The 19,298-nt window shown below is 65.1% G+C and carries 20 protein-coding genes; 13 read left to right on the top strand and 7 right to left on the bottom strand.

The annotated features are described in order from the left end of the window. Positions 1 to 29 precede the first annotated feature (29 nt). Both EDF74_RS16300 and EDF74_RS16305 read right to left on the bottom strand, forming a co-directional pair. Positions 30 to 1,640: a carboxyl transferase domain-containing protein gene (locus EDF74_RS16300; protein WP_123731087.1), complete on the bottom strand. Its 1,611-nt coding sequence runs from the start codon at positions 1,638 to 1,640 to the stop codon at positions 30 to 32. A 10-nt stretch (positions 1,641 to 1,650) separates the two neighbouring features. Continuing rightward, positions 1,651 to 2,814, bottom strand: coding sequence for an isovaleryl-CoA dehydrogenase (locus EDF74_RS16305; RefSeq protein ID WP_102788830.1), 1,164 nt, complete (start codon positions 2,812 to 2,814; stop codon positions 1,651 to 1,653). A gap of 146 nt (positions 2,815 to 2,960) precedes the next feature. On the opposite strand from EDF74_RS16305, the gene EDF74_RS16310 reads away from it, so the two are divergent. From EDF74_RS16310 to EDF74_RS16320, 3 genes are all read left to right on the top strand, one after another. Further along, the gene (locus EDF74_RS16310; RefSeq protein ID WP_123731088.1) at positions 2,961 to 3,566 is read left to right on the top strand and encodes a TetR/AcrR family transcriptional regulator; all 606 of its coding nucleotides are present in this window, start codon (positions 2,961 to 2,963) and stop codon (positions 3,564 to 3,566) included. 114 nt (positions 3,567 to 3,680) lie between these two features. Continuing rightward, positions 3,681 to 4,199 carry a c-type cytochrome gene (locus tag EDF74_RS16315; RefSeq protein ID WP_123731089.1) on the top strand — a complete coding sequence of 173 codons (519 nt, stop codon included), beginning with the start codon at positions 3,681 to 3,683 and terminating at the stop codon, positions 4,197 to 4,199. Between the two features lie 94 nt (positions 4,200 to 4,293). Next, on the top strand, positions 4,294 to 5,739 hold the full coding sequence (locus EDF74_RS16320; protein ID WP_123731090.1) for an ExeM/NucH family extracellular endonuclease: 1,446 nt from the start codon (positions 4,294 to 4,296) through the stop codon (positions 5,737 to 5,739). Between the two features lie 91 nt (positions 5,740 to 5,830). On the opposite strand, the gene EDF74_RS16325 is transcribed toward EDF74_RS16320, so the two are convergent. Further along, the gene (locus EDF74_RS16325; protein WP_123731091.1) at positions 5,831 to 6,697 is read right to left on the bottom strand and encodes an EamA family transporter; all 867 of its coding nucleotides are present in this window, start codon (positions 6,695 to 6,697) and stop codon (positions 5,831 to 5,833) included. A gap of 56 nt (positions 6,698 to 6,753) precedes the next feature. On the opposite strand from EDF74_RS16325, the gene EDF74_RS16330 reads away from it, so the two are divergent. Next, positions 6,754 to 7,428, top strand: a complete 675-nt coding sequence (locus EDF74_RS16330) for an alpha/beta hydrolase (protein WP_123731092.1) — start codon at positions 6,754 to 6,756, stop codon at positions 7,426 to 7,428. Beyond that, entirely contained in the window at positions 7,425 to 8,525 is a 1,101-nt protein-coding gene (zapE, locus tag EDF74_RS16335; protein ID WP_123731093.1) for a cell division protein ZapE, read from the top strand. Before EDF74_RS16330 ends, zapE begins: the two co-directional genes overlap by 4 nt. Positions 8,526 to 8,549: 24 nt before the next feature. Here the strand turns inward: zapE and EDF74_RS16340 are convergent, their stop codons facing one another. Next, complete coding sequence (locus EDF74_RS16340) at positions 8,550 to 9,371, bottom strand: DUF2884 family protein (protein WP_123731094.1); 822 nt, start codon at positions 9,369 to 9,371, stop codon at positions 8,550 to 8,552. 565 nt (positions 9,372 to 9,936) lie between these two features. On the opposite strand from EDF74_RS16340, the gene EDF74_RS16345 reads away from it, so the two are divergent. The 3 genes from EDF74_RS16345 (at position 9,937) to EDF74_RS16355 (ending at position 14,208) form a co-directional block, all read left to right on the top strand. After that, positions 9,937 to 12,321: a ribonucleoside-diphosphate reductase subunit alpha gene (locus EDF74_RS16345; RefSeq protein ID WP_123731095.1), complete on the top strand. Its 2,385-nt coding sequence runs from the start codon at positions 9,937 to 9,939 to the stop codon at positions 12,319 to 12,321. A gap of 110 nt (positions 12,322 to 12,431) precedes the next feature. Beyond that, positions 12,432 to 13,451, top strand: a complete 1,020-nt coding sequence (locus EDF74_RS16350; protein WP_123731096.1) for a ribonucleotide-diphosphate reductase subunit beta — start codon at positions 12,432 to 12,434, stop codon at positions 13,449 to 13,451. A 448-nt stretch (positions 13,452 to 13,899) separates the two neighbouring features. After that, positions 13,900 to 14,208, top strand: a complete 309-nt coding sequence (locus tag EDF74_RS16355) for a helix-turn-helix domain-containing protein (protein WP_184997337.1) — start codon at positions 13,900 to 13,902, stop codon at positions 14,206 to 14,208. Positions 14,209 to 14,259: 51 nt separating this feature from the next. On the opposite strand, the gene EDF74_RS18150 is transcribed toward EDF74_RS16355, so the two are convergent. Both EDF74_RS18150 and EDF74_RS18155 read right to left on the bottom strand, forming a co-directional pair. Beyond that, entirely contained in the window at positions 14,260 to 14,610 is a 351-nt protein-coding gene (locus EDF74_RS18150) for a hypothetical protein (protein ID WP_148045967.1), read from the bottom strand. Positions 14,611 to 14,649: 39 nt separating this feature from the next. Beyond that, positions 14,650 to 14,922, bottom strand: a complete 273-nt coding sequence (locus EDF74_RS18155; RefSeq protein WP_148045968.1) for a hypothetical protein — start codon at positions 14,920 to 14,922, stop codon at positions 14,650 to 14,652. Positions 14,923 to 15,060: 138 nt separating this feature from the next. On the opposite strand from EDF74_RS18155, the gene EDF74_RS18160 reads away from it, so the two are divergent. From EDF74_RS18160 to EDF74_RS16370, 4 genes are all read left to right on the top strand, one after another. After that, positions 15,061 to 15,288 carry a hypothetical protein gene (locus EDF74_RS18160; RefSeq protein WP_148045969.1) on the top strand — a complete coding sequence of 76 codons (228 nt, stop codon included), beginning with the start codon at positions 15,061 to 15,063 and terminating at the stop codon, positions 15,286 to 15,288. 70 nt (positions 15,289 to 15,358) lie between these two features. After that, positions 15,359 to 15,772: an acyl-CoA thioesterase gene (locus EDF74_RS16360; RefSeq protein WP_123731098.1), complete on the top strand. Its 414-nt coding sequence runs from the start codon at positions 15,359 to 15,361 to the stop codon at positions 15,770 to 15,772. Between the two features lie 46 nt (positions 15,773 to 15,818). Next, the gene (locus tag EDF74_RS16365; protein WP_123731099.1) at positions 15,819 to 16,637 is read left to right on the top strand and encodes an NAD-dependent protein deacetylase; all 819 of its coding nucleotides are present in this window, start codon (positions 15,819 to 15,821) and stop codon (positions 16,635 to 16,637) included. 58 nt (positions 16,638 to 16,695) lie between these two features. Beyond that, on the top strand, positions 16,696 to 17,844 hold the full coding sequence (locus EDF74_RS16370; protein ID WP_123731100.1) for an NADH:flavin oxidoreductase/NADH oxidase: 1,149 nt from the start codon (positions 16,696 to 16,698) through the stop codon (positions 17,842 to 17,844). Positions 17,845 to 17,895: 51 nt separating this feature from the next. Here the strand turns inward: EDF74_RS16370 and EDF74_RS16375 are convergent, their stop codons facing one another. Beyond that, complete coding sequence (locus tag EDF74_RS16375) at positions 17,896 to 18,828, bottom strand: LysR family transcriptional regulator (protein WP_184997339.1); 933 nt, start codon at positions 18,826 to 18,828, stop codon at positions 17,896 to 17,898. A gap of 139 nt (positions 18,829 to 18,967) precedes the next feature. On the opposite strand from EDF74_RS16375, the gene EDF74_RS16380 reads away from it, so the two are divergent. Then, positions 18,968 to 19,234 (top strand): DUF2798 domain-containing protein, encoded by a 267-nt coding sequence (locus EDF74_RS16380; protein ID WP_123731102.1) that lies wholly within the window; start codon positions 18,968 to 18,970, stop codon positions 19,232 to 19,234. Positions 19,235 to 19,298 lie beyond the last annotated feature (64 nt).

Raw genomic sequence — 19,298 nt, forward strand, 5'->3', positions numbered from 1 at the left:
CGGCGGTGCCAGGCGGCACCGCCCGTGCATTACATGCGGAACACGCCGAAGTCGGTCTTCTTCGCCGGGGCGTTGAGGCTGGCCGACAGCGCCAGGCCCAGCACACGACGGGTGTCGGCCGGATCGATCACGCCGTCATCCCAGAGGCGGGCGCTGGCGTAGTACGGGTGGCCCTGCGATTCGAACTGCGCGCGGATCGGCGACTTGAAGCCGTCTTCCTCCTCGGCCGACCACTGCCCGCCCTTGGCTTCGATGCCATCGCGCTTGACCGTGGCCAGCACGCTGGCGGCCTGCTCGCCGCCCATCACGCCGATGCGCGCGTTCGGCCACATCCACAGGAAGTTGGGCGAGTAGGCGCGGCCGCACATGCCGTAGTTGCCGGCACCGAACGAGCCGCCGATCACCACGGTGAATTTGGGCACCTTGGCGCAGGCCACGGCCATGACCAGCTTGGCCCCGTCCTTGGCGATGCCGCCGTGCTCGTACTTGCGGCCGACCATGAAGCCGGTGATGTTCTGCAGGAACACCAGCGGGATGCCGCGCTGCGTGCACAGTTCGATGAAGTGCGCGCCCTTCAGCGCGGACTCGGAGAACAGGATGCCGTTGTTGGCGATGATGCCCACCGGGTAGCCGTGCAGGTGCGCGAAGCCGGTGACCAGGGTGTTGCCGTAGCGCGGTTTGAACTCATCGAAGCGCGAATCGTCCACCAGGCGCAGGATCACTTCGCGCACGTCGTAGGGCTTGCGCGTATCGGCCGGGATCACGCCATACAGCTCGCGGGCCGGATGCCGCGGTTCCACCGGGGCCTGCACTGCCAGCGCCGGTTCGGGCTTGCGCCAGTTGAGCTGGGCGATGATCGCGCGGACCCGGGCCAGCGCCTGCAGGTCGTTGTCGGCCATGTGGTCGGCCACGCCGGAGATGCGCGTGTGCACATCGGCACCGCCCAGTTCTTCGGCGGTGACCACTTCACCGGTGGCCGCTTTCACCAGCGGCGGGCCGCCGAGGAAGATGGTGCCCTGCTCGCGCACGATCACCGTTTCATCGCTCATCGCGGGCACGTAGGCGCCACCGGCGGTGCAGCTGCCCATCACGCAGGCGATCTGCGGGATGCCCTGCGCGGACAGGTTGGCCTGGTTGTAGAAGATCCGGCCGAAATGGTCGCGGTCCGGGAACACCTCGTCCTGCAGCGGCAGGAATGCACCGCCGGAATCCACCAGGTAGATGCAGGGCAGGCGGTTCTGCTCGGCCACTTCCTGCGCGCGCAGGTGCTTCTTGACCGTCATCGGGTAATAGGTGCCACCTTTGACCGTGGCATCGTTGGCCACGATCACGCACTCCACGCCCGAGACCCGGCCGATACCGGCGACGACACCCGCACTGGGAATCGGATCGCCATACATGCCGTGCGCAGCCAGCGGGGCGATTTCCAGGAAGGCGCTGCCCGGGTCGAGCAGGGCATCGATGCGGTCACGCACCAGCAGCTTGCCGCGTGCGGTGTGCTTGGCGCGTGCCGCTTCGCTGCCGCCCAGCGCGGTCTGCGCCAGGGTAGCGCGCAGGTCGTCGACCACCGCCTGCAGCGCGGCGCGGTTGGCCTCGAAGGTGTCGCTGCCCGGTTGCAGCTGGGTGCTCAATACGGTCATGGCGGGGCCCTTACTTGGTGCGCTGGAACAGTTCGCGGCCGATCAGCATGCGGCGGATCTCCGAGGTGCCGGCGCCGATTTCATACAGCTTGGCATCGCGCCACAACCGTCCAGTCGGGTACTCGTTGATGTAGCCGTTGCCGCCCAGGATCTGGATCGCCTGGCCGGTCAGCCAGGTGGCCTTCTCGGCCGAATACAGGATCGCGCCGGCCGCGTCCTGGCGCGTGGTGCGGCCCTGGTCGCAGGCGCGTGCCACCGCGTAGACATAGGCGCGGCAGGCATTGAGGCCCACGTACATGTCGGCCAGCTTGGCCTGGATCAGCTGGAAGGTGCCGATCGCCTCGCCGAACTGCTTGCGCTCGTGCACGTACGGCATCACCACATCCATCGCGGCAGCCATCAGGCCGAGGGGGCCACCGGAGAGCACCACGCGCTCATAGTCCAGACCGGACATCAGCACCTTGACGCCACCGCCGACCACGCCAAGCACGTTGGCTTCGGGTACTTCGCAATCCTGGAAGACCAGCTCGCAGGTGTTGGAGCCGCGCATGCCGAGCTTGTCCAGTTTCTGCGCCGTGGAGAAGCCCTTCATGCCCTTTTCGATCAGGAACGCGGTGATGCCCTTCGCGCCGCCATCCGGATCGGTCTTGGCGTACACCACCAGCACATCGGCATCCGGGCCGTTGGTGATCCACATCTTGTTGCCGTTGAGCACGTAGTGATCGCCGCGCTTGTCCGCACGCAGCTTCATCGAGACCACGTCCGAGCCGGCGCCCGGTTCGCTCATCGCCAGCGCGCCGACCAGCTCGCCGCTGCACAGGCCGGGCAGGTAGCGCTTTTTCTGCTCTTCGTTGCCGTTCTTGCGCAGCTGGTTCACGCACAGGTTCGAGTGCGCGCCGTAGGACAGCGCGATGGCGCCGGAGGCACGCGAGATCTCTTCCATCGCCACCACATGCGCGAGGTAGCCCATGCCGCTGCCGCCGTATTCCTCTTCCACCGTCAGGCCGAGCAGGCCCTGCTCGCCGAGCTTGCGCCACAGCGCATTGGGGAACAGATTCTCTTCGTCGGCCTGGGCCGCCAGCGGCGCGATTTCAGCGGAGGCAAAATGGGCCACGCTCTGGCGCAGCAGGTCGATCTCTTCGCCGAGATCGAAGTTCATGGTCGGGACGTGCATGGGCGACTCCGCAACAACAAGGGATGGGACGCGCCGGGAGGGATGGACGGGCTGACAGGGCCGTCCCGCGGGCGATGTACCCCCAGCGTAGCCGGGTTCGACAAAGAAGTGAACACAAATTCAAAAATTGAACATAGAATCAACAAATGGCCTATAAACGCTCCGCCCTGATGGAAGAACGCCTTGCCGGCGCCCGCGAACGCATCCTGCTGGCGACCCGCGCGCTGGTGGCGGCCGGCGGCTACCGCAACGCCCCGGTGACCGCGGTGGCGGCCGAGGCCGGCGTGTCCACCGGCCTGATCTACCGGCACTTCCCCTCCAAGGCCGAACTGTTCGTGGAGGTGCTGACCGCCGCGGTGGACCACGAACTGCGCATCTTCGAGGCGATCGCGGCCGAGCCGCTGCCCGCGCCCGAGCGCCTGCGCCGGGCGATCACCGCCTTCGTGCGGCGCGCGCTGGCCGGGCCCGGGCTGGCCTATGCCTTCATTGCCGAGCCGGTCGATCCGGAAGTGGAAGCCGAGCGCATCCGCTGCCGCCGTCTGTTCGGCGATGTGTTCCGGCGCATCGTCGCCGATGGCGTCGAGGCAGGCACCTTCCCGCAGCAGGACACGCATGTCGCGGCGGCCTGCATCGTGGGGGCGTTCACCGAGGCGCTGGTCGGCCCGACCGCACTCAGCCGCGACGCGCACGGCGATGAAGATGCGCTGGTCGAGTCGATCTGTGTTTTCTGCCTGCGTGCCGCCGGAGCCTGAGTCGCGCCGATGCTGCATTGCGACACCGGGCGGTCGCTTGCGCAGCGCCGCCGACGCTGGTCATACTCGGCCGACAAGCCGTGGTCCAACGACTACCAGCCAGGGGTATAGAGAGTGCGGAATTACGACCTCGAGTTCCTGAAACGCTTCTCCATGGTCATCGCGCTGCTGATGGCCATCACACTTGGCCTCATCATCTTCGCGGCCTACCTGCATACCAGCATTCCCCCTGAAGTCTCGCCGATGGCGGCCAAACGCACGGAACAGCGCATCGCGCCGGCCGGTGCGGTGTACGCAGGCAGCACCGGTGCCGCCGCCCAGGCCGCGGCCCTGGCCGCCGCGCTGGTCAAAGCCGCCTCGCAGGTCGCCTACGGTGGCACCACTGACGGCAAGGTGATCTACGACAACCTCTGCACGGCCTGCCATACCAATGGCGTCGGCAAGGCGCCGACGCTGGATCACGGGCATTGGGATGCGCGCATCGCCCAGGGCAAGGACACGCTCTACAAGCATGCGGTGGAGGGCTATACCGGCCCGGACGGTGGCATCATGCCGCCCAAGGGCGGTAATCCGGCGCTGACCGAGGAGCAGATCCATGCCACGGTCGATTGGATGCTGGCCAACCTGAAATAACGGCTTTGCCGGATCAGGTCACCGACGCCGCCGAAGGGCGGCGTTTCACTTTATATGGTTAGCCTTGTCGCACTTCCCTGGAGTCCTGCTTCCGATGCGCCGTACCCCCCTCGTGTTCGCTCTCGCGCTGGCCCTGTCCGGCGCGGTCCATGCCGCCCAGCCGCAGCCCGCCACCTCGCCGCAGGTGCGTCCGGCGCCGACCACGTCGGCCACGGTCACCCTGACCGCGCCGCCCACCGACTGGCGCACGCTGGACGGACAGCAGGTCCGCATCGCCGCGCCGCTGACCCTGGCCGGCACCGATGGCCTGTCGCGCTTTGGGGAGTTGACCGTGGCCTTCGGGGGTCGCCTGTGGCAGCCGAGCGAAGTGGCCGCACCCGGCACCCCGGAACACGCCCATGAGGTGGCCGACAACCTGCGTCGCCGGCTGGTGCTGGACGATGGCAGCGACGCCCGGGATCCCGGCCCGGTGGCCTACCTGCCGGCGGCCGCGAACCTGCGCACCGGCATGGTCCTGCGCAATATCGAAGGCATCGTCCGCGTCGATGCCAAGGGCAACACCCGCCTGCAGGTGACCCGCCCGCTGAACCTGCCGGCGCTGGAGCGCCCGGCCGTACCGGTGGTGGCCGGGGCTCTGCATGTGGCCGCGTTCAACCTGGAGAACTTCTTCAATGGCGACGGCCAGGGCGGCGGTTACCCGACCCTGCGTGGCGCCCGGACGCTGGCCGAACACCAGGCGCAGAAAACCAAACTGGTCGCCACCATCAACGCGCTCGGCGCCGATGTCGCCGCGCTGATGGAACTGGAGAACGATGGCTACGGCCCGCAGTCGGCGATCGCCCAGCTGGTCGATGCGCTCAATGCGGATCGGGGCCAGGGTGCCGACTGGCGCTTCATCGACGCGAAGCAGGGCCCGGGTGACAACCCGATCCGAGTCGGCATCATCTATCGCGCGTCGCGCGTGACCCCGGTCGGCGCCCCCGCCGTGCTGGAGAAGGAGCCCTTCGGCGAGCGCAGCCGCGTGCCGCTGGCGCAGGCCTTCCGTGCGGGCAAGGGCGCGCCGTTCGTGGTCGTGGCCAATCACTTCAAATCCAAGGGCTGCTCCGAAGCGACCGGCGCCGATGCCGATCAGAAGGACGGCCAGGCCTGCTGGAATGCCACCCGGGTCGCCTCGGCCACGCTGCTGGACCAGTGGCTGGCGACCGACCCCACCGGTGCGGGTACCCGCGACGCGGTGCTGCTGGGCGACTTCAACGCCTACGCGATGGAAGACCCGATCCGCACCCTGCACGCGGCCGGCTGGCGGGATGCGTTCGCGGTGGCCAAGGTCGAACACCCGTACAGCTATGTCTACAACGGCATGACCGGCCGGTTGGACCATGCGCTGTTGAGCCCGGGCATGGCCAAGCGCCTGCGCGCGGCGGCAGAGTGGCACATCAATGCCGACGAGGCCGACGATGTCGGTTACCGCGACCGCAACGAAGCGGGCCCGTGGCGCAGCTCGGACCATGATCCGCTGTTGCTGGGGTTTGATCGCTGATACCGCACGGGTGCGCCGGCACGCCGGTGTGCCCGGTCACCGTCGCGTTGCCTTGGTAGTGCCGGCCGCTGGCCGGCACCGCATCAGTCGGTTACCACGTTCCCCACGCGATCAACCCGATCGCCGCCACGGCCAACCCCAGGCCCACCCGGTTCCACACACTGGTGCGCTCGCCGAAACCGACGATGCCCACCAGCGCGCCCAGCATGACCACGCCGATGTTCATGCCGGCGAACACCACCGCCGGGCTGTCCGGCAGATGCTGGTGGGCACGCACGTAGAACAGGATGTTGCCGAAGTTGAGCAGGCCGAGCAGGGCGCCGCCGGCCAGGTTGCGCCACTGCAGGCGGGCGATGCCGCGCAGGTGGCGCCATAGCTGCAGGATGAGCATCAGCACGAAGGCCAGGCTGAAACTGACCAGAAGTGCCGCCATCGAAGGCGTACCCGACAACGCCACCTTCTTGAGCAGGATGTCGACCAGGGCATAGCCCACCCAGACGGACAGCAGCCATGGCCAGGCCCGTCCGCCGCTGGGCTCGGCCGCGCCGGCGCGCGGGCGTACGCTGATCCCGAGGATCGCCAGCAGGCCCAGCCCCAGGCCGGCCAGCTTCCAGCCGTTGGCGGTCTCGCCGAACACCAGGAACGCAGCCAGCAGCGAAAGCAGCAGCGACAACCGCTGGGCCACATCGCTGCGCACGATCCCGGCGCGGGTCACTGCGCGGGCCATCATCAGGAAGATCGCCGGCAACGCCACGGCCAGGCAGAGCAGGGCGGCCCATGGCGCGTGCGGGGTCTGCAGCGAGGCCAGAGAGGGCTGCAGCAGCACCGCGCTGAGCACGCTGGCGACCAGATAATTCCAGGTCACCACCTGCGGCATGTCCAGCCGCTGGCGCGGCGCCAGCTTCAGCAGGACCGACACCAGCACGCTGCAGAGAACGCTGAAAACCAGAAAGTGCATGTACGGATCCGGCGGAGGCGGCGGTGAAGCACGCGGAGGGACGGTATTATGACGCCATGCACAATCCCCCATTTCCCCAAGAAAGCGGTGCGCTGACGCTGGACGGACCGGTCGGTCCGCTGGATGTCGTGGTTGATCTGCCCGAGGCCGATGTCGCGGTACAGCCGGTGGTGGCGATCGTCTGCCACCCCCTGTCCACCGAGGGCGGCAGCATGCACAACAAGGTGGTGACCATGGCCGCGCGCTCGCTGCGCGACCTGGGCATCGCCACCGTGCGCTTCAACTTCCGCAGCGTCGGCGACTCGGCCGGCACGTTCGACAACGGCGTGGGCGAGCAGGACGACCTCAAGGCCGTCGCCGCCTGGGTCCGTGCACAGCGGCCGGGCCAGGACCTGTGGCTGGCCGGTTTCAGCTTTGGCGCGTACGTCTCGTTGCGCGCCGCGGGCGACCTGCAGCCGACCACGCTGATCTCGATCGCGCCGCCCGCAGGGCGCTGGGACTTCGAGGGCATGCAGCCCCCGGCCCAGTGGCTGGTGATCCAGGGCGAGGAAGACGAGATCGTCGATCCGCAGGCGGTCTATGACTGGCTGGACGGCCTGGACGCACCGCACGAACTGGTGCGCATGCCCGATACCAGCCACTTCTTCCACCGCAAGATCGTCGACCTGCGCGGCGCGCTCATCCATGGCGTCAAGCAGTGGCTGCCCAACCCCGCCCCCGACGCGGCATGAGCGACACCGTGATGACCCCGTCGCAGCGCTACGCCGATGGCGTGGCCCGGGGCGAATGGCAGAACGACCCGGCCCAGCACGCCGCCCTGGCCGAGCTGGACCGCATCCATCTCGCGCTGGTCGACAGCGCGCAGGATGGCTGGCTGGATCGCCTCTCCGCGTTCTGGAAGAAGCCCGAGCCGGTCAAGGGCCTGTACTTCTGGGGCGGGGTGGGGCGCGGCAAGACCTTCCTGGTCGATCTGTTCTATGACGGCCTGCCGATCGAGCAGAAGTACCGCACCCATTTCCACCGCTTCATGCGCGGCATCCACGAGCGCCTGCGCGAGCACCAGGGGCAAAGCGATCCGCTGGCGAAGATCGCCCAGGAGTGGCGCAGCAAGCTGCGCGTGCTGGTGCTGGACGAATTCTTCGTCACCGACATCGGCGATGCGATGCTGCTGGCGCGCCTGCTCGAGCGGATGTTCGCCGAGGGGGTGACCCTGGTGACCACCTCCAACACGGCGGTGGAAAACCTGTACCTCAACGGCCTGCAGCGCGACAGCTTCCTGCCCGCGATCGGGCTGCTGCAGACCTACTGCGTGGAGTTGTACGCCGAAGGCACCGAGGATTACCGCATGCGCGCGCTGACCCGCTCGCCGGTGTACCAGTCCCCGATCGATGCCGGCAGCGATGCCTGGCTGGCCGGCCGCTGGGCCGAGCTCAGCGGTGGGCAGCCGGCCAAGGCGGGCAACATCGAGATCGAGGCGCGCAAGATCCCGGTGCGTGGCCGCGGCAAGAGCATCGTCTGGTTCGATTTCAAGGCGCTGTGCGAAGGCCCCCGTGGCCCCTCGGATTACATCGAGATCGCGCACGAGTTCAACACCGTGCTGCTCGGCGACATCCCGCACTTCGACACACTCAACGAAGATGCCGCGCGCCGCTTCGTCAACCTGATCGACGAGCTGTACGACCGCCACGTCAACCTGGTCTGCACCGCGACCGATTCACCGGTCGGGCTGTATTCGGGCGTCCGGCTGCAGGGTGCGTTCGAACGCACCGCCTCGCGCCTGATCGAAATGCAGAGCGCCGAGTACCTGGGCACCCCGCACCGCGCGTAACTCCGCGCCATGCGTGGATGCTCTCTACAACGGGGGCAGCACCAGCGCCGCCCCGCGCGGCTGTTCGTGCGCGATCGGCGCGGCCGCGTCTTCCTCGCGGTCCATCACCATCATCGCCAGCGGCTTGCCCTGGTAGCGCACCTCCAGCGACTGCTGGATCGCATCCAGCGCCAGCACCTGCGTGCACAGCGACTGGGCCTGTGCCTCCAGCGCCTGCCCACGTGCCTCCATGCGGCGCTCCAGGTCGGCCTCCATCTTCTCGGCGCGGGCTTCGATCCGGCCCGATCCGCCGGTCAGCATCGTCCACATCACGCCGCGGGCGAGCGAGGCCGACATCGACTCGGCCGCCTGCTCGATGCGCGCCTCGAACTGCTCGCCGAACAGGTCCTGCTCCCAGATACCGCGGCCCAGGGTACGGCCGACGTACGCGTGGGCATCTTTGCGCAGCCCGTCCACTTCGCGCGCCTTGCGGCGGCTGCCGGTCATGATCTCCACCGTGGCCCCCAGCGCGTCGAAGGCGATGTCCGTGGCCTCGCCGGCCACCCCGGCCACGGCAGGCACCAACTGGCGGGTGCCCCATTCCAGCTGGCGCAGGCGCTGGGCGTCGGCAGCGCTGACCGGGATCGACTGGCGATCGATGTTCAGCTCGCCGTCGTGGAAGAAGATCTCCGCCGGCACCTGCTCGCGGTTGCGCAGCCAGATCCCGCCGCTGTCCACCAGTACGTTGTAAGGCGTGCTCACCCCGCACTGGCGCGAGGAGAGCTGCGGGCCTTTGCTCTCGCCCGCCGCGGCGGTACCGGCCACGGTCAGGCCCAACATCAGACAGCCGATCAGAGGCAGGCGCATGGTCGCATTCATATAAAGGAGGCGTATCGGAGCGTGGCACCCTCGGGGCTACCCCGGCGCGGGTCGGAAGTCACCCTGACCGGCGGCCATTCGTTAGGGCGGTGTGAGCGGGCGTTGTTCTGTTTTCGAGGAGGACAATCCGGCCATCTGCCCTTGACTGCGCACTCGCTTTCGACAGGTCCAGACCGTTCGTCGGACGCCTTTCCGGCACGGTCCTTGCGCCACAAGGGATTAGGGAAATTCACTACATTTGGCGTTGACGACACCTGGTACCCCCACTATCTTGTGGCCGTCGGTCCCGCCGACCACAAGTCGACGGGTGTATTGCCTTCACGCCGATGGCCTGAAGACCTACTGACAACCGCACGCACGTACAGCGTGTGGTGCCGGTCGCACGACTCTCCGGGGGAGAGGACCGGTGACGCAGGGGAAACCGCCCGCAGGCCTGCCTGCGCTGTCGCGGCTCCTGCGACGCCGCAGGTCCACCCTGTAGATCCGTGCGCCGGTTCGGCCTGCAACGCAGGCGACGCTGTACTACTTCCAATCACGCCCAGAGGAAAACGCCGTGAGCATCGAAACCAGCACTGACATCGATAAGGAAAGCGAGTTCCTGCTGACCTCGCCGCCGACGGCGACCGCCATGAGCGTGACCAAGCGCAACGGCACGACCGAACTGGTGGACCTGAACAAGATCGTGCGCGCGGTACAGCGCTGCGCCGAGGGTCTGCATGCGGTCGATCCGATGCGTGTGGCGACCCGCACCATCTCCGGCCTGTACAACGGCGCGACCACCCAGGAGCTGGACGAACTGTCGATCCGCACCTCGGCGCTGCTGATCGGTGAGGAGCCGGAGTACGGTCGCCTGGCCGCGCGCCTGCTGGCCAACTTCATCGCCAAGGAAGTGTCCGGCCAGGAAATCCATGCGTTCTCGCAGTCGGTCGGCCGCGGCCACGAAGTGGGCCTGATCAACGCGCGCCTGCTCGATTTCGTGCAGGTCAACGCGCGCAAGCTCAACGACGCGATCGATCCGACCCTGGACCTGCATTTCGATTACTTCGGCCTGCGCACCCTGTACGACCGTTACCTGCTGCGCCATCCGCACACCCGCAAGGTGATCGAGACCCCGCAGCAGTTCTTCCTGCGCATCGCCAGCGCCTTGAGCGAAGACGTGCCCGAAGCCCTGGCGCTGTACAAGCGCATGGGCAATCTGGATTACCTGCCGTCCAGCCCGACCCTGTTCAACTCCGGCACCACGCATGAGCAGCTGTCCTCGTGCTTCCTGCTGGATTCGCCGCAGGATTCGCTGGAGTCGATCTACGCCAAGTACGGCGATATCGCCCAGCTCTCCAAGTTCAGCGGCGGCATCGGCGTCAGCTACAGCCGCGTGCGTTCGCGCGGTTCGCTGATCAAGTCCACCAACGGCCATTCCAACGGCATCGTGCCGTGGCTGAAGACCATGGATTCGTCCGTGGCGGCGGTCAACCAGGGCGGCAAGCGCAAGGGCGCGGCCTGTGTGTACCTGGAAACCTGGCACGCCGATATCGAGGATTTCCTCGAGCTGCGTGACAACACCGGTGACGAATCGCGGCGTGCGCACAACCTGAATCTGGCCAACTGGATCCCGGACCTGTTCATGCAGCGCGTCGAGGCCGACCAGGAGTGGTCGCTGTTCGATCCGAGCGTGGTGCCCGAGTTCACCGATCTGTTCGGTGAAGCCTTCGAACAGGCTTACCTGCAGGCAGAAACCCAGGGCAAGGCCCAGCGCACGATCTCCGCACGCAAGCTGTACTCGCGGATGATGCGTACCCTGGCCGAGACCGGCAACGGCTGGATGACCTTCAAGGACAAGTGCAACCGCGCCAGCAACCAGACCCTGCGTCCGGGCAACGTGATCCACCTGTCCAACCTGTGCACCGAAATCCTGGAAATCACCTCGGCCGAAGAGACCGCAGTGTGCAACCTGGGCTCGATCAACCTGGGCAACCATTTCGATGCCCACGGTGAGTTCGATTTCGACAAGCTGGCCGACACCGTGCGCCTGGGCGTGCGTCAGCTCGACCGCGTGATCGACCTGAACTTCTACCCGATCGAAACCGCCCGCCGCGGCAACCTGCGCTGGCGTCCGGTCGGCCTGGGCTGCATGGGCCTGCAGGACGTGTTCTTCCGCAAGCGTCTGGCCTTTGACAGTGCCGAAGCCCGCGCGCTGTCGAAGAAGATCGCCGAAGCGATCTACTTCCACGCGCTGGAAACCTCGTGCGAGCTGGCCCAGGAACGCGGCAAGCACCCGTCCTTCGCCGACACCCGTGCGGCCAGCGGCGAGCTGCAGTTCGATGCCTGGAACGTGGTGCCCGAAGACACCGCGCGTTGGGATGCCCTGCGTGAGCGCATCAAGGAACACGGCCTACGCAACTCGCTGCTGATCGCGATCGCCCCGACCGCCACCATCGCCTCGATCGCCGGTTGCTACGAGTGCGTCGAGCCGCAGGTGTCCAACCTGTTCAAGCGCGAAACGCTGTCCGGCGACTTCCTGCAGGTCAACCGTTACCTGGTGAACGAGCTGAAGAAGCTGGGCCACTGGACGCCGGAAATGCGCGACGCGATCAAGCTGGCCGAAGGCTCGATCCAGGGCATCACCCAGATTCCGGAAACGCTGCGCCACGTGTACCGCACCGCCTGGGAACTGCCGATGCGTTCGCTGATCGACATGGCCGCCGAGCGCGGTGCGTTCATCGACCAGTCCGCCTCGCTCAACCTGTTCATGGAAAGCCCGAACATCGGCGCGATGTCCTCCATGTACATGTACGCCTGGAAGCAGGGCATCAAGACCACGTACTACCTGCGTTCGCGCCCGGCGACCAAGATCGCCAAGACGACCGTCAGCAGCTACACCCCGGTCGAAGCCGTCGCCTGCTCGCTGGAAAACCCGGAAAGCTGCGAGGCGTGCCAGTAAACAAGGCGTGCCGGCCCACCGGGCCGGCACCGCCGGGTGCACGGACGGAACATCACACATTCGGTAGCTACCGACCGTTGGTCGGTAGTCGCCAAGAAGGACGAAACACCATGGCCGACAAGCCGAGTCAAATGCTGCTCGATCCAGGTTTTGAACTGACGTTGCGCCCGATGCGCTACCCGCAGTTCTATGACATGTATCGCAACGCGATCAAGAACACCTGGACGGTCGAGGAAATCAACTTCCAGATCGACATCAGCGACCTGCACAGCAAAATGTCGCCGGGCGAACGTCATCTGATCCACCGCCTGGTCGCGTTCTTCGCCACCGGCGATTCGATCGTGTCCAACAATCTGGTGCTGAACCTGTATCAGCATCTGAATGCGCCGGAAGCGCGCATGTACCTGTCGCGCCAGCTGTACGAAGAAGCGCTGCACGTGCAGTTCTACCTGACCCTGCTCGACAACTACCTGCCGGATCCGGACGAGCGCGCCAAGGCGTTCGACGCGGTGGAGAACATCGATTCGATCAAGAAGAAGGCCGACTTCTGCTTCAAGTGGATCGATTCGATCCAGAACCTGAAGCGCATCGAGACCCGTGACGAGCGTCGCCAGTTCCTGCTCAACCAGATCTGCTTCGCGGCGTGCATCGAGGGCCTGTTCTTCTTCGCGGCCTTCGCCTACGTCTACTACTTCCGTTCGCGCGGTCTGCTCAACGGTCTGGCCTCGGGCACCAACTGGGTGTTCCGCGACGAGAGCGCGCACATGGAGTTCGCCTTCGAGTGCGTGGACGTGATCCGCGAGGAAGAGCCGGACCTGTTCGACGACGCGATGAAGCAGGAGGTCTACGACATGCTGGCCGATGCGATCGAGTGCGAAGTGCAGTTCGCCGAAGACGTGCTGTCGGGCGGTGTGGCGGGCATTTCGACGCGTGACATGCGCCAGTATCTGCAGCATTGCGCGGACAATCATTTCCATCGCCTGGGCATGGAGAAGAAGTACAACGTGCGCAATCCGCTGAGCTTCATGGAGCTGCAGGATGTGCAGGAGTTGACCAACTTCTTCGAGCGTCGTTCGTCGGCCTACCAGGTGGGCGTGAAGGGCGAAGTGTCGTTCGATATGTCGTTCTGATCTGACGCTTACGTCGTGATTTAGAAAAGCCCCGGACATGTTCCGGGGCTTTTTCGTTTCCCGGTCTTGAGTGCCCTACACCTGCGAATCACCGACGTTAAAATCGAGCATAGAAAGCTCGCCTTGCAAGAAGTGCTTCGAGAGTGGCAAGAGGCGAACGTTTCGTCTAGTCACTGTTCGCAACAGAGCAAGGGATTCTAGACATCGGATCGCTGCGAACTGTCTCCCTGATGCTTATGCCGATCTGTCGATAGCGAGCTTTGCGAACCATCAAAATGCTGCGTCTTGACTAGAAGACCCCATCGGAGCGCTGAAGCGTTCATCAAGTCGGATTGGCCATCTGTTGACACGTTATGCAGTAGATGTATAGCATGCCGCCAGCGCCCTAAAAAAGCATCCCCAAATTCGCGTAATGCGGGTCGAATCGTTCTATGAAGGGGCAATGACTATGAAAATTGAAATTACACATCCAATGTTTGCGCAAAATATCGTTGAATTAAATATTGATGCCCTAAAAATTAGATTATCCCTAATTCTAAAAACTATAATAGAGCAACGAAGCTGGACTCAAACTTCTGCGGCTGAAAATTTGGGTGTTACACAGCCTAGAATTAGCAACTTGTGCAATTCCAGACTTGAAAAGTTCTCTGTGGACAGCTTACTGCAGATGATCATAAGGGCGGGCTATGAATTTGATTTGAGGTTTTCCCCTCAGAGCGAAAAGAAGCCATTGGAAATTGGGATTAGAAAGTCATAAATGAAGAATGGGCGACAGACCCCTGCAGATCTGCCGCCCATCGTCACCGCCTTATCCCTTTTTCATCCTCTTCTTCACTACTTCAAGCAGAGGGCGAAGGGGACCATTCTTTGCCTTCTCACGCCCCGCCACTACAACAATTTTACCAGGCTCCTTCATGTGGAACACGCACCTGAATGAAGGACGACCTCGAGTCTTCATTTCAAAGACTCCAGCCCCTACATCCGTTAGGGGCTTTATTTCCAATGTTGGCTTAAGTCCACTAGCCAGTGCGACCAAGCACTCTTGTATCTCTAGCCTAGCCCTGTGGGTAGCGTCAGATACTTCACGCCCAGCTGCATTACTTATAGGCTCTATAGTGCGAGCCGTGCCGCTACTATCAGGGTTTGAATCGTCGTTCATGTTTGTATTCCCCGTGGTTATAAATACGCCGTCGAAGTTTCATGTCATGTCTTCCTTTGAAGTTGAGGAATGAGTGGTCAGGGAGAATCCCTGACCACGATTGAAATATACAACTAGTGCATACATATTGCAACGCTCATTAACTCTAACGATCTTGCTAGCAGTGAGTGTTTTAATTGTCTTATTAATCAATAACTTGTGTTGATGTGCGGAGGCTTTTGCGACCCTTGTTGCAATACTAGATTCACTCGCTGCATAATGCGCGGCTTGCTTTTTCAGCAAAGATGGGTTCATTGTGAACACTTCGTTCATGTTGTATTTTGTCTGAGCTGGAATTTTTATGCCCCGCATCGTCGTTGCCGCAGAGTTTCGGTCTCGATCCTCACTTGTGCTGGCAGCTAGTGTGAACATGCGACAGCAGGTATCTGGATCAGGTATGGAGCGAAGGAAATGTTCGACGAAGTCGTCTACCTCACCGTTGATCGATCCTCTACAGCCATAGCAGCCACTTTAGATCGGTGCTTCAAAATCGAACCTTCTAAGTCGAAAGCATTTGCCGAGGGGCTGTTGGGCGGTCGTGGTTATGGACTGAATCGTTATGCTGTCCTGATGCAGCGCCGCGACTTGGCGATGTCTCTTGGGCGAGCGAGTGCGGTACCAAAGGGCCAACGGGGATGACGTTGGCGCGCGCAGATGCTGCACGCATGTAGTGCCGTAAGATCTGCTGCATCCCAAACCGGCCCCCGCCATGACCCCCATCCCTGAGACCATCCCGCCCATCGAAGTCCGCATGGCCGAGATCGTGTTCCCCAACCACACCAACCACATGGGCACCCTGTTCGGTGGCCAGGCGCTGGCATGGATGGACAAGGCGGCGTTCCTGGCCGCGGCCCGCTACTCGCGCCGCACCGTGGTCACTGCGCGCTCGGACCAGGTCGATTTCAAGCTGCCGATCCGCATCGGCCAGATGGTCGAAACCGTCGGCCGCATCGTTGAAGTGGGCCGCAGCTCGATGAAGGTGGAGGTCGAACTGATCGCCGAGGACCTGCACAACGGTGAGCGCAAGCTCTGCACGCGCGGGCACTTCGTGATGATCGCCCTGGATGCCGACGGCCACCCCACGACCGTTCCGCCGCTGCCGGGTGACATCCCGGGCCCGTAAGCGGCTGGCGATTGCCTCTCCGCGCCTGCGCCCCCATCTGCTGATCATGAGCACACCTCTCGCCGAGTTCATCGACCGCGCCCAGCGCCTGTTCGTGCTGACCGGCGCGGGCTGCAGCACCGATTCGGGCATCCCGGATTACCGCGATGCCGATGGCCAGTGGAAGCGCAGCCCGCCCGTCACCTACCAGGCCTTCATGGGTGAACTGGCCACGCGCCAGCGCTACTGGGCGCGCAGCCTGCTGGGCTGGCCCCGGTTCGGGTGGGCCCAGCCGAACGGCACGCACGCCGCGCTCGCCGCACTGGAAGCCCGGGGCCAGATCGAGCTGCTGCTCACCCAGAATGTCGACCGCCTGCATCAGCGGGCTGGGAGCGAGACGGTGATCGATCTGCATGGGCGGCTGGACCAGGTGCGCTGCATGGGCTGTGAAGCACGCACCCCGCGCGAGGCGTTCCAGCACCGGCTGCTGTCGCTAAACCCCGGCTGGGAGCATCTGGAGGCCGGACAGGCGCCCGATGGCGATGCCGATCTGGAGATGGATTTCTCCGCCTTCCAGGTGCCGGCCTGCCCGGTATGCGGCGGGGTGCTCAAGCCGGACGTGGTGTTCTTCGGTGAAAGCGTGCCGCGCGAGCGGGTCGCCACCGTTCACGACCATCTGCAGCGGGCCGATGCGGTGCTGGTGGTCGGTTCCTCGCTGATGGTCTATTCCGGATTCCGCTTCGTGCAGGCGGCCGCGCAGGCCGGGGTGCCGATCGCTGCGCTCAACCGCGGCCTTACCCGCGCCGACGCGCTGCTGAGCCTGAAAGTCGACCAATCCTGCGCCGAGGCGCTGGCCTTCCTGCTGCCGGGAACCGCCGCCGCCTGAGCCGCTACGAAACACTGATCCATTGGCACGGTTGCCTCCGCCGCCGCACAGGAGTGCAATGGCGTCCGGTTCCATTTCCTCTTCCCGAGTTCCCCCCTTGAGCCAGCTCTTCTCCTCCATCCCCTTCGGCCCGCTGACCCTGCCCAACCGCATCGTGATCGCGCCGATGTGCCAGTACTCGTGCGTCGACGGCCTCGCCAACGACTGGCACCGCATCCATCTGGGGCAGCTGTCGCAGTCCGGTGCCGGCCTGCTGATCCTGGAAGCCACCGCTGTGTTGCCGGAAGGCCGCATCAGCTGGGCCGATCTGGGTCTGTGGGATGACGCCACCGAAGCCGCGCTGGCCTCTGTCGTGGCCTCGGTCAAGCAATGGTCGCCGATGCCGCTGGGCGTGCAGTTGGGCCATGCCGGGCGCAAGGCCTCGGTCAACAAGCCGTGGGAAGGCGGCGGTGCGATGGACCCGTCCGATCCGCGCGCCTGGCCCACGGTCGCGCCGTCCGCACTGCCGTTCGCCAAGACCGATCCGACGCCGACCGAACTGGACCTGGCCGGTATCGATGCCGTGGTTGAAGCCTTCGCGGCTGCGGCCCGTCGCGCCGAACGCGTCGGCATGGATCTGATCGAACTGCACGCCGCGCACGGTTACCTGCTGCACCAGTTCCTGTCGCCGCTGAGCAACCGCCGCGAGGACGACTACGGTGGCTCGCTGGAAAACCGCATGCGCCTGCTGGTGCGCGTGTTCGACGCCGTGCGCGAGGCCGTCTCCGATCGCATCGCGGTGGGTGTGCGCATCTCCGCCAGCGACTGGGTGGCCGGCGGCTGGGATATCGAGCAGACCACGACCCTGGCGCACGTGCTGGACGCGCGCGGGTGCCAGTTCCTGCACGTTTCCAGCGGTGGCAATGATCCGCGCCAGCAGATTCCGCTGTCGCCGGGCTACCAGGTGCCGTTCGCGCAGGCGATCAAGGCGCACAAGCTGCGCATGCCGGTCATCGCCGTGGGCCTGATCACCGAGCCCTCGCAGGCCGAATCGATCCTGCGCCATGGTCATGCCGATGCGATCGCGCTGGCCCGTGGCATCCTCTACGATCCGCGCTGGCCGTGGCATGCCGCCGCGGCACTGGGCGATTCGGTCGCCCCGGCACCGCAGTACCTGCGCTGCGAACCGCGCGAAGCCCGCGGTGTGTTCATCGCCCCGGAACGCTGAGTCGCTGACGGTGGTGCCGGCCGCTGGCCGGCATCCCGGGTGACCCTGCGCTCAGCCGACGTCCACCCGCCACGCCGGCGGCAGCCCTTCGATGATGTGCTGCATCAGCGCCCGCACCTTCGGGGTCAGATCGCGGCGATCGCTGACACACAGGAACAACCGCATTGGTTCCGGTGAGGCCTGGGTGCTCGCCGAATCCCCGGGTTCGAACAGCGCCTGCAGCTCGCCGCGCGCGAGATAGGGCGCGGCCACGAACGCCGCCAGCCGGGTGATGCCGCCGCCGGCCACCGCCATCGCGGCCAGCGCGTCGATGTCATCACTGGCCAGTGCCGGGGTCACCTCGGCATCGAAGCGCATGCCGTCGCGCACGAAACCCCAGCGCAGGTAGCGCCCATCCAGCGGATAACGGAACAAGAGGCAGCGATGCTCGCGCAGCGCCTCTGGAGTGAGCGGGATGCCGGCACGCGCGAGATACGACGGTGCCGCGCAGACCACGAACGGCACCTGCGCGATGGGCCGTGCGACCAGGCCTTCTTCCAGCTGCGGTTCGATGCGGATGCTTACGTCCACGTCTTCGTGCGCATGGTCGACGCTGCGGTCGGCCAGCAGCAGTCCGATCGCCAGCCGTGGATAGCGTGCCTGCAATGCGGGCATCAGCGGCGCCAGCACATGACGGCCGAAAGCCGCGCTGCTGGCAATGCGCAGCCGGCCTTCGGGCGTGGCATCCAGATCGGTCACGGCGGCCTGTGCCCGCTGCAGATCACGCTCGATGTGGCGCACCTGGGCGAGATAGACCGCGCCGCGCTCGGTCAGCGCGAGCTGGCGGGTGGTGCGGTTGAGCAGGCGCACGCCGAGGTGGGCTTCGAGCCGGGCGATGTTCTGCCCGACCGCGGCGGGGCTGATGCCCAGCGTCCGCGCGGCCGCGGCCAGGCTGCCGGCATCGGCGGTGCGGATGAAACTGCGAATTGACTGGAGAATGTTCATGCTGAAGGCCATTTTCCATGGTCATTGCAAAGAATTGCTTTATAAAGCGCCAAGCCGGCGCGGTCTACCAGGCTTTCCGGGCGCTGGCTATCGTGCCGGTCCCGCAACCGCTGGTTGCCTGATCAAAGGAACCCTACGCATGACCGCTCCCCAGGCTGTGGCGATGCGCCGCTGGAAGCTCGGCGCCCGCGCTACCCCATTCGTGTTCGCCTTCTTCATGGCCTCGATCATGGCCATGCTGATGTGCCTGGTGATCACGGCCGCCAATGCCGGCGTGGGCGCGGACTACCCCGCGCGCGTGCTTGGCGCCTACCAGTTGGCGATGCCGACCGCGTTCTGTTGCGTGCTCATGGTGCGCCCGGTGGTGATGCGGCTGGTGGCGTGGACGGTGCATCCGCCGCGGTAACCCGGATGGCCTTGCCGAATGGTTGCAGGTGAGAGCAACCGTGCCGCGGATCCGGGCGCTCCTT

The sequence above is a fragment of the Stenotrophomonas rhizophila genome, from assembly GCF_003751305.1.
In the GTDB taxonomy this organism is placed as follows: Bacteria; Pseudomonadota; Gammaproteobacteria; order Xanthomonadales; family Xanthomonadaceae; genus Stenotrophomonas; species Stenotrophomonas rhizophila_B.

Bases quoted from the DNA above. Each gene is read 5' to 3' on its own strand.
- EDF74_RS16300 (WP_123731087.1), bottom strand. From the start codon at position 1,640: ATGACCGTATTGAGCACCCAGCTGCAACCGGGCAGCGACACCTTCGAG.
- EDF74_RS16305 (WP_102788830.1), bottom strand. From the start codon at position 2,814: ATGCACGTCCCGACCATGAACTTCGATCTCGGCGAAGAGATCGACCTG.
- EDF74_RS16310 (WP_123731088.1), top strand. From the start codon at position 2,961: ATGGCCTATAAACGCTCCGCCCTGATGGAAGAACGCCTTGCCGGCGCC.
- EDF74_RS16320 (WP_123731090.1), top strand. From the start codon at position 4,294: ATGCGCCGTACCCCCCTCGTGTTCGCTCTCGCGCTGGCCCTGTCCGGC.
- EDF74_RS16325 (WP_123731091.1), bottom strand. From the start codon at position 6,697: ATGCACTTTCTGGTTTTCAGCGTTCTCTGCAGCGTGCTGGTGTCGGTC.
- EDF74_RS16330 (WP_123731092.1), top strand. From the start codon at position 6,754: ATGCACAATCCCCCATTTCCCCAAGAAAGCGGTGCGCTGACGCTGGAC.
- zapE (WP_123731093.1), top strand. From the start codon at position 7,425: ATGAGCGACACCGTGATGACCCCGTCGCAGCGCTACGCCGATGGCGTG.
- EDF74_RS16340 (WP_123731094.1), bottom strand. From the start codon at position 9,371: ATGCGCCTGCCTCTGATCGGCTGTCTGATGTTGGGCCTGACCGTGGCC.
- EDF74_RS16350 (WP_123731096.1), top strand. From the start codon at position 12,432: ATGGCCGACAAGCCGAGTCAAATGCTGCTCGATCCAGGTTTTGAACTG.
- EDF74_RS16355 (WP_184997337.1), top strand. From the start codon at position 13,900: ATGAAAATTGAAATTACACATCCAATGTTTGCGCAAAATATCGTTGAA.
- EDF74_RS18150 (WP_148045967.1), bottom strand. From the start codon at position 14,610: ATGAACGACGATTCAAACCCTGATAGTAGCGGCACGGCTCGCACTATA.
- EDF74_RS18155 (WP_148045968.1), bottom strand. From the start codon at position 14,922: ATGAACGAAGTGTTCACAATGAACCCATCTTTGCTGAAAAAGCAAGCC.
- EDF74_RS18160 (WP_148045969.1), top strand. From the start codon at position 15,061: ATGTTCGACGAAGTCGTCTACCTCACCGTTGATCGATCCTCTACAGCC.
- EDF74_RS16360 (WP_123731098.1), top strand. From the start codon at position 15,359: ATGACCCCCATCCCTGAGACCATCCCGCCCATCGAAGTCCGCATGGCC.
- EDF74_RS16365 (WP_123731099.1), top strand. From the start codon at position 15,819: ATGAGCACACCTCTCGCCGAGTTCATCGACCGCGCCCAGCGCCTGTTC.
- EDF74_RS16370 (WP_123731100.1), top strand. From the start codon at position 16,696: ATGGCGTCCGGTTCCATTTCCTCTTCCCGAGTTCCCCCCTTGAGCCAG.
- EDF74_RS16375 (WP_184997339.1), bottom strand. From the start codon at position 18,828: ATGAACATTCTCCAGTCAATTCGCAGTTTCATCCGCACCGCCGATGCC.
- EDF74_RS16380 (WP_123731102.1), top strand. From the start codon at position 18,968: ATGACCGCTCCCCAGGCTGTGGCGATGCGCCGCTGGAAGCTCGGCGCC.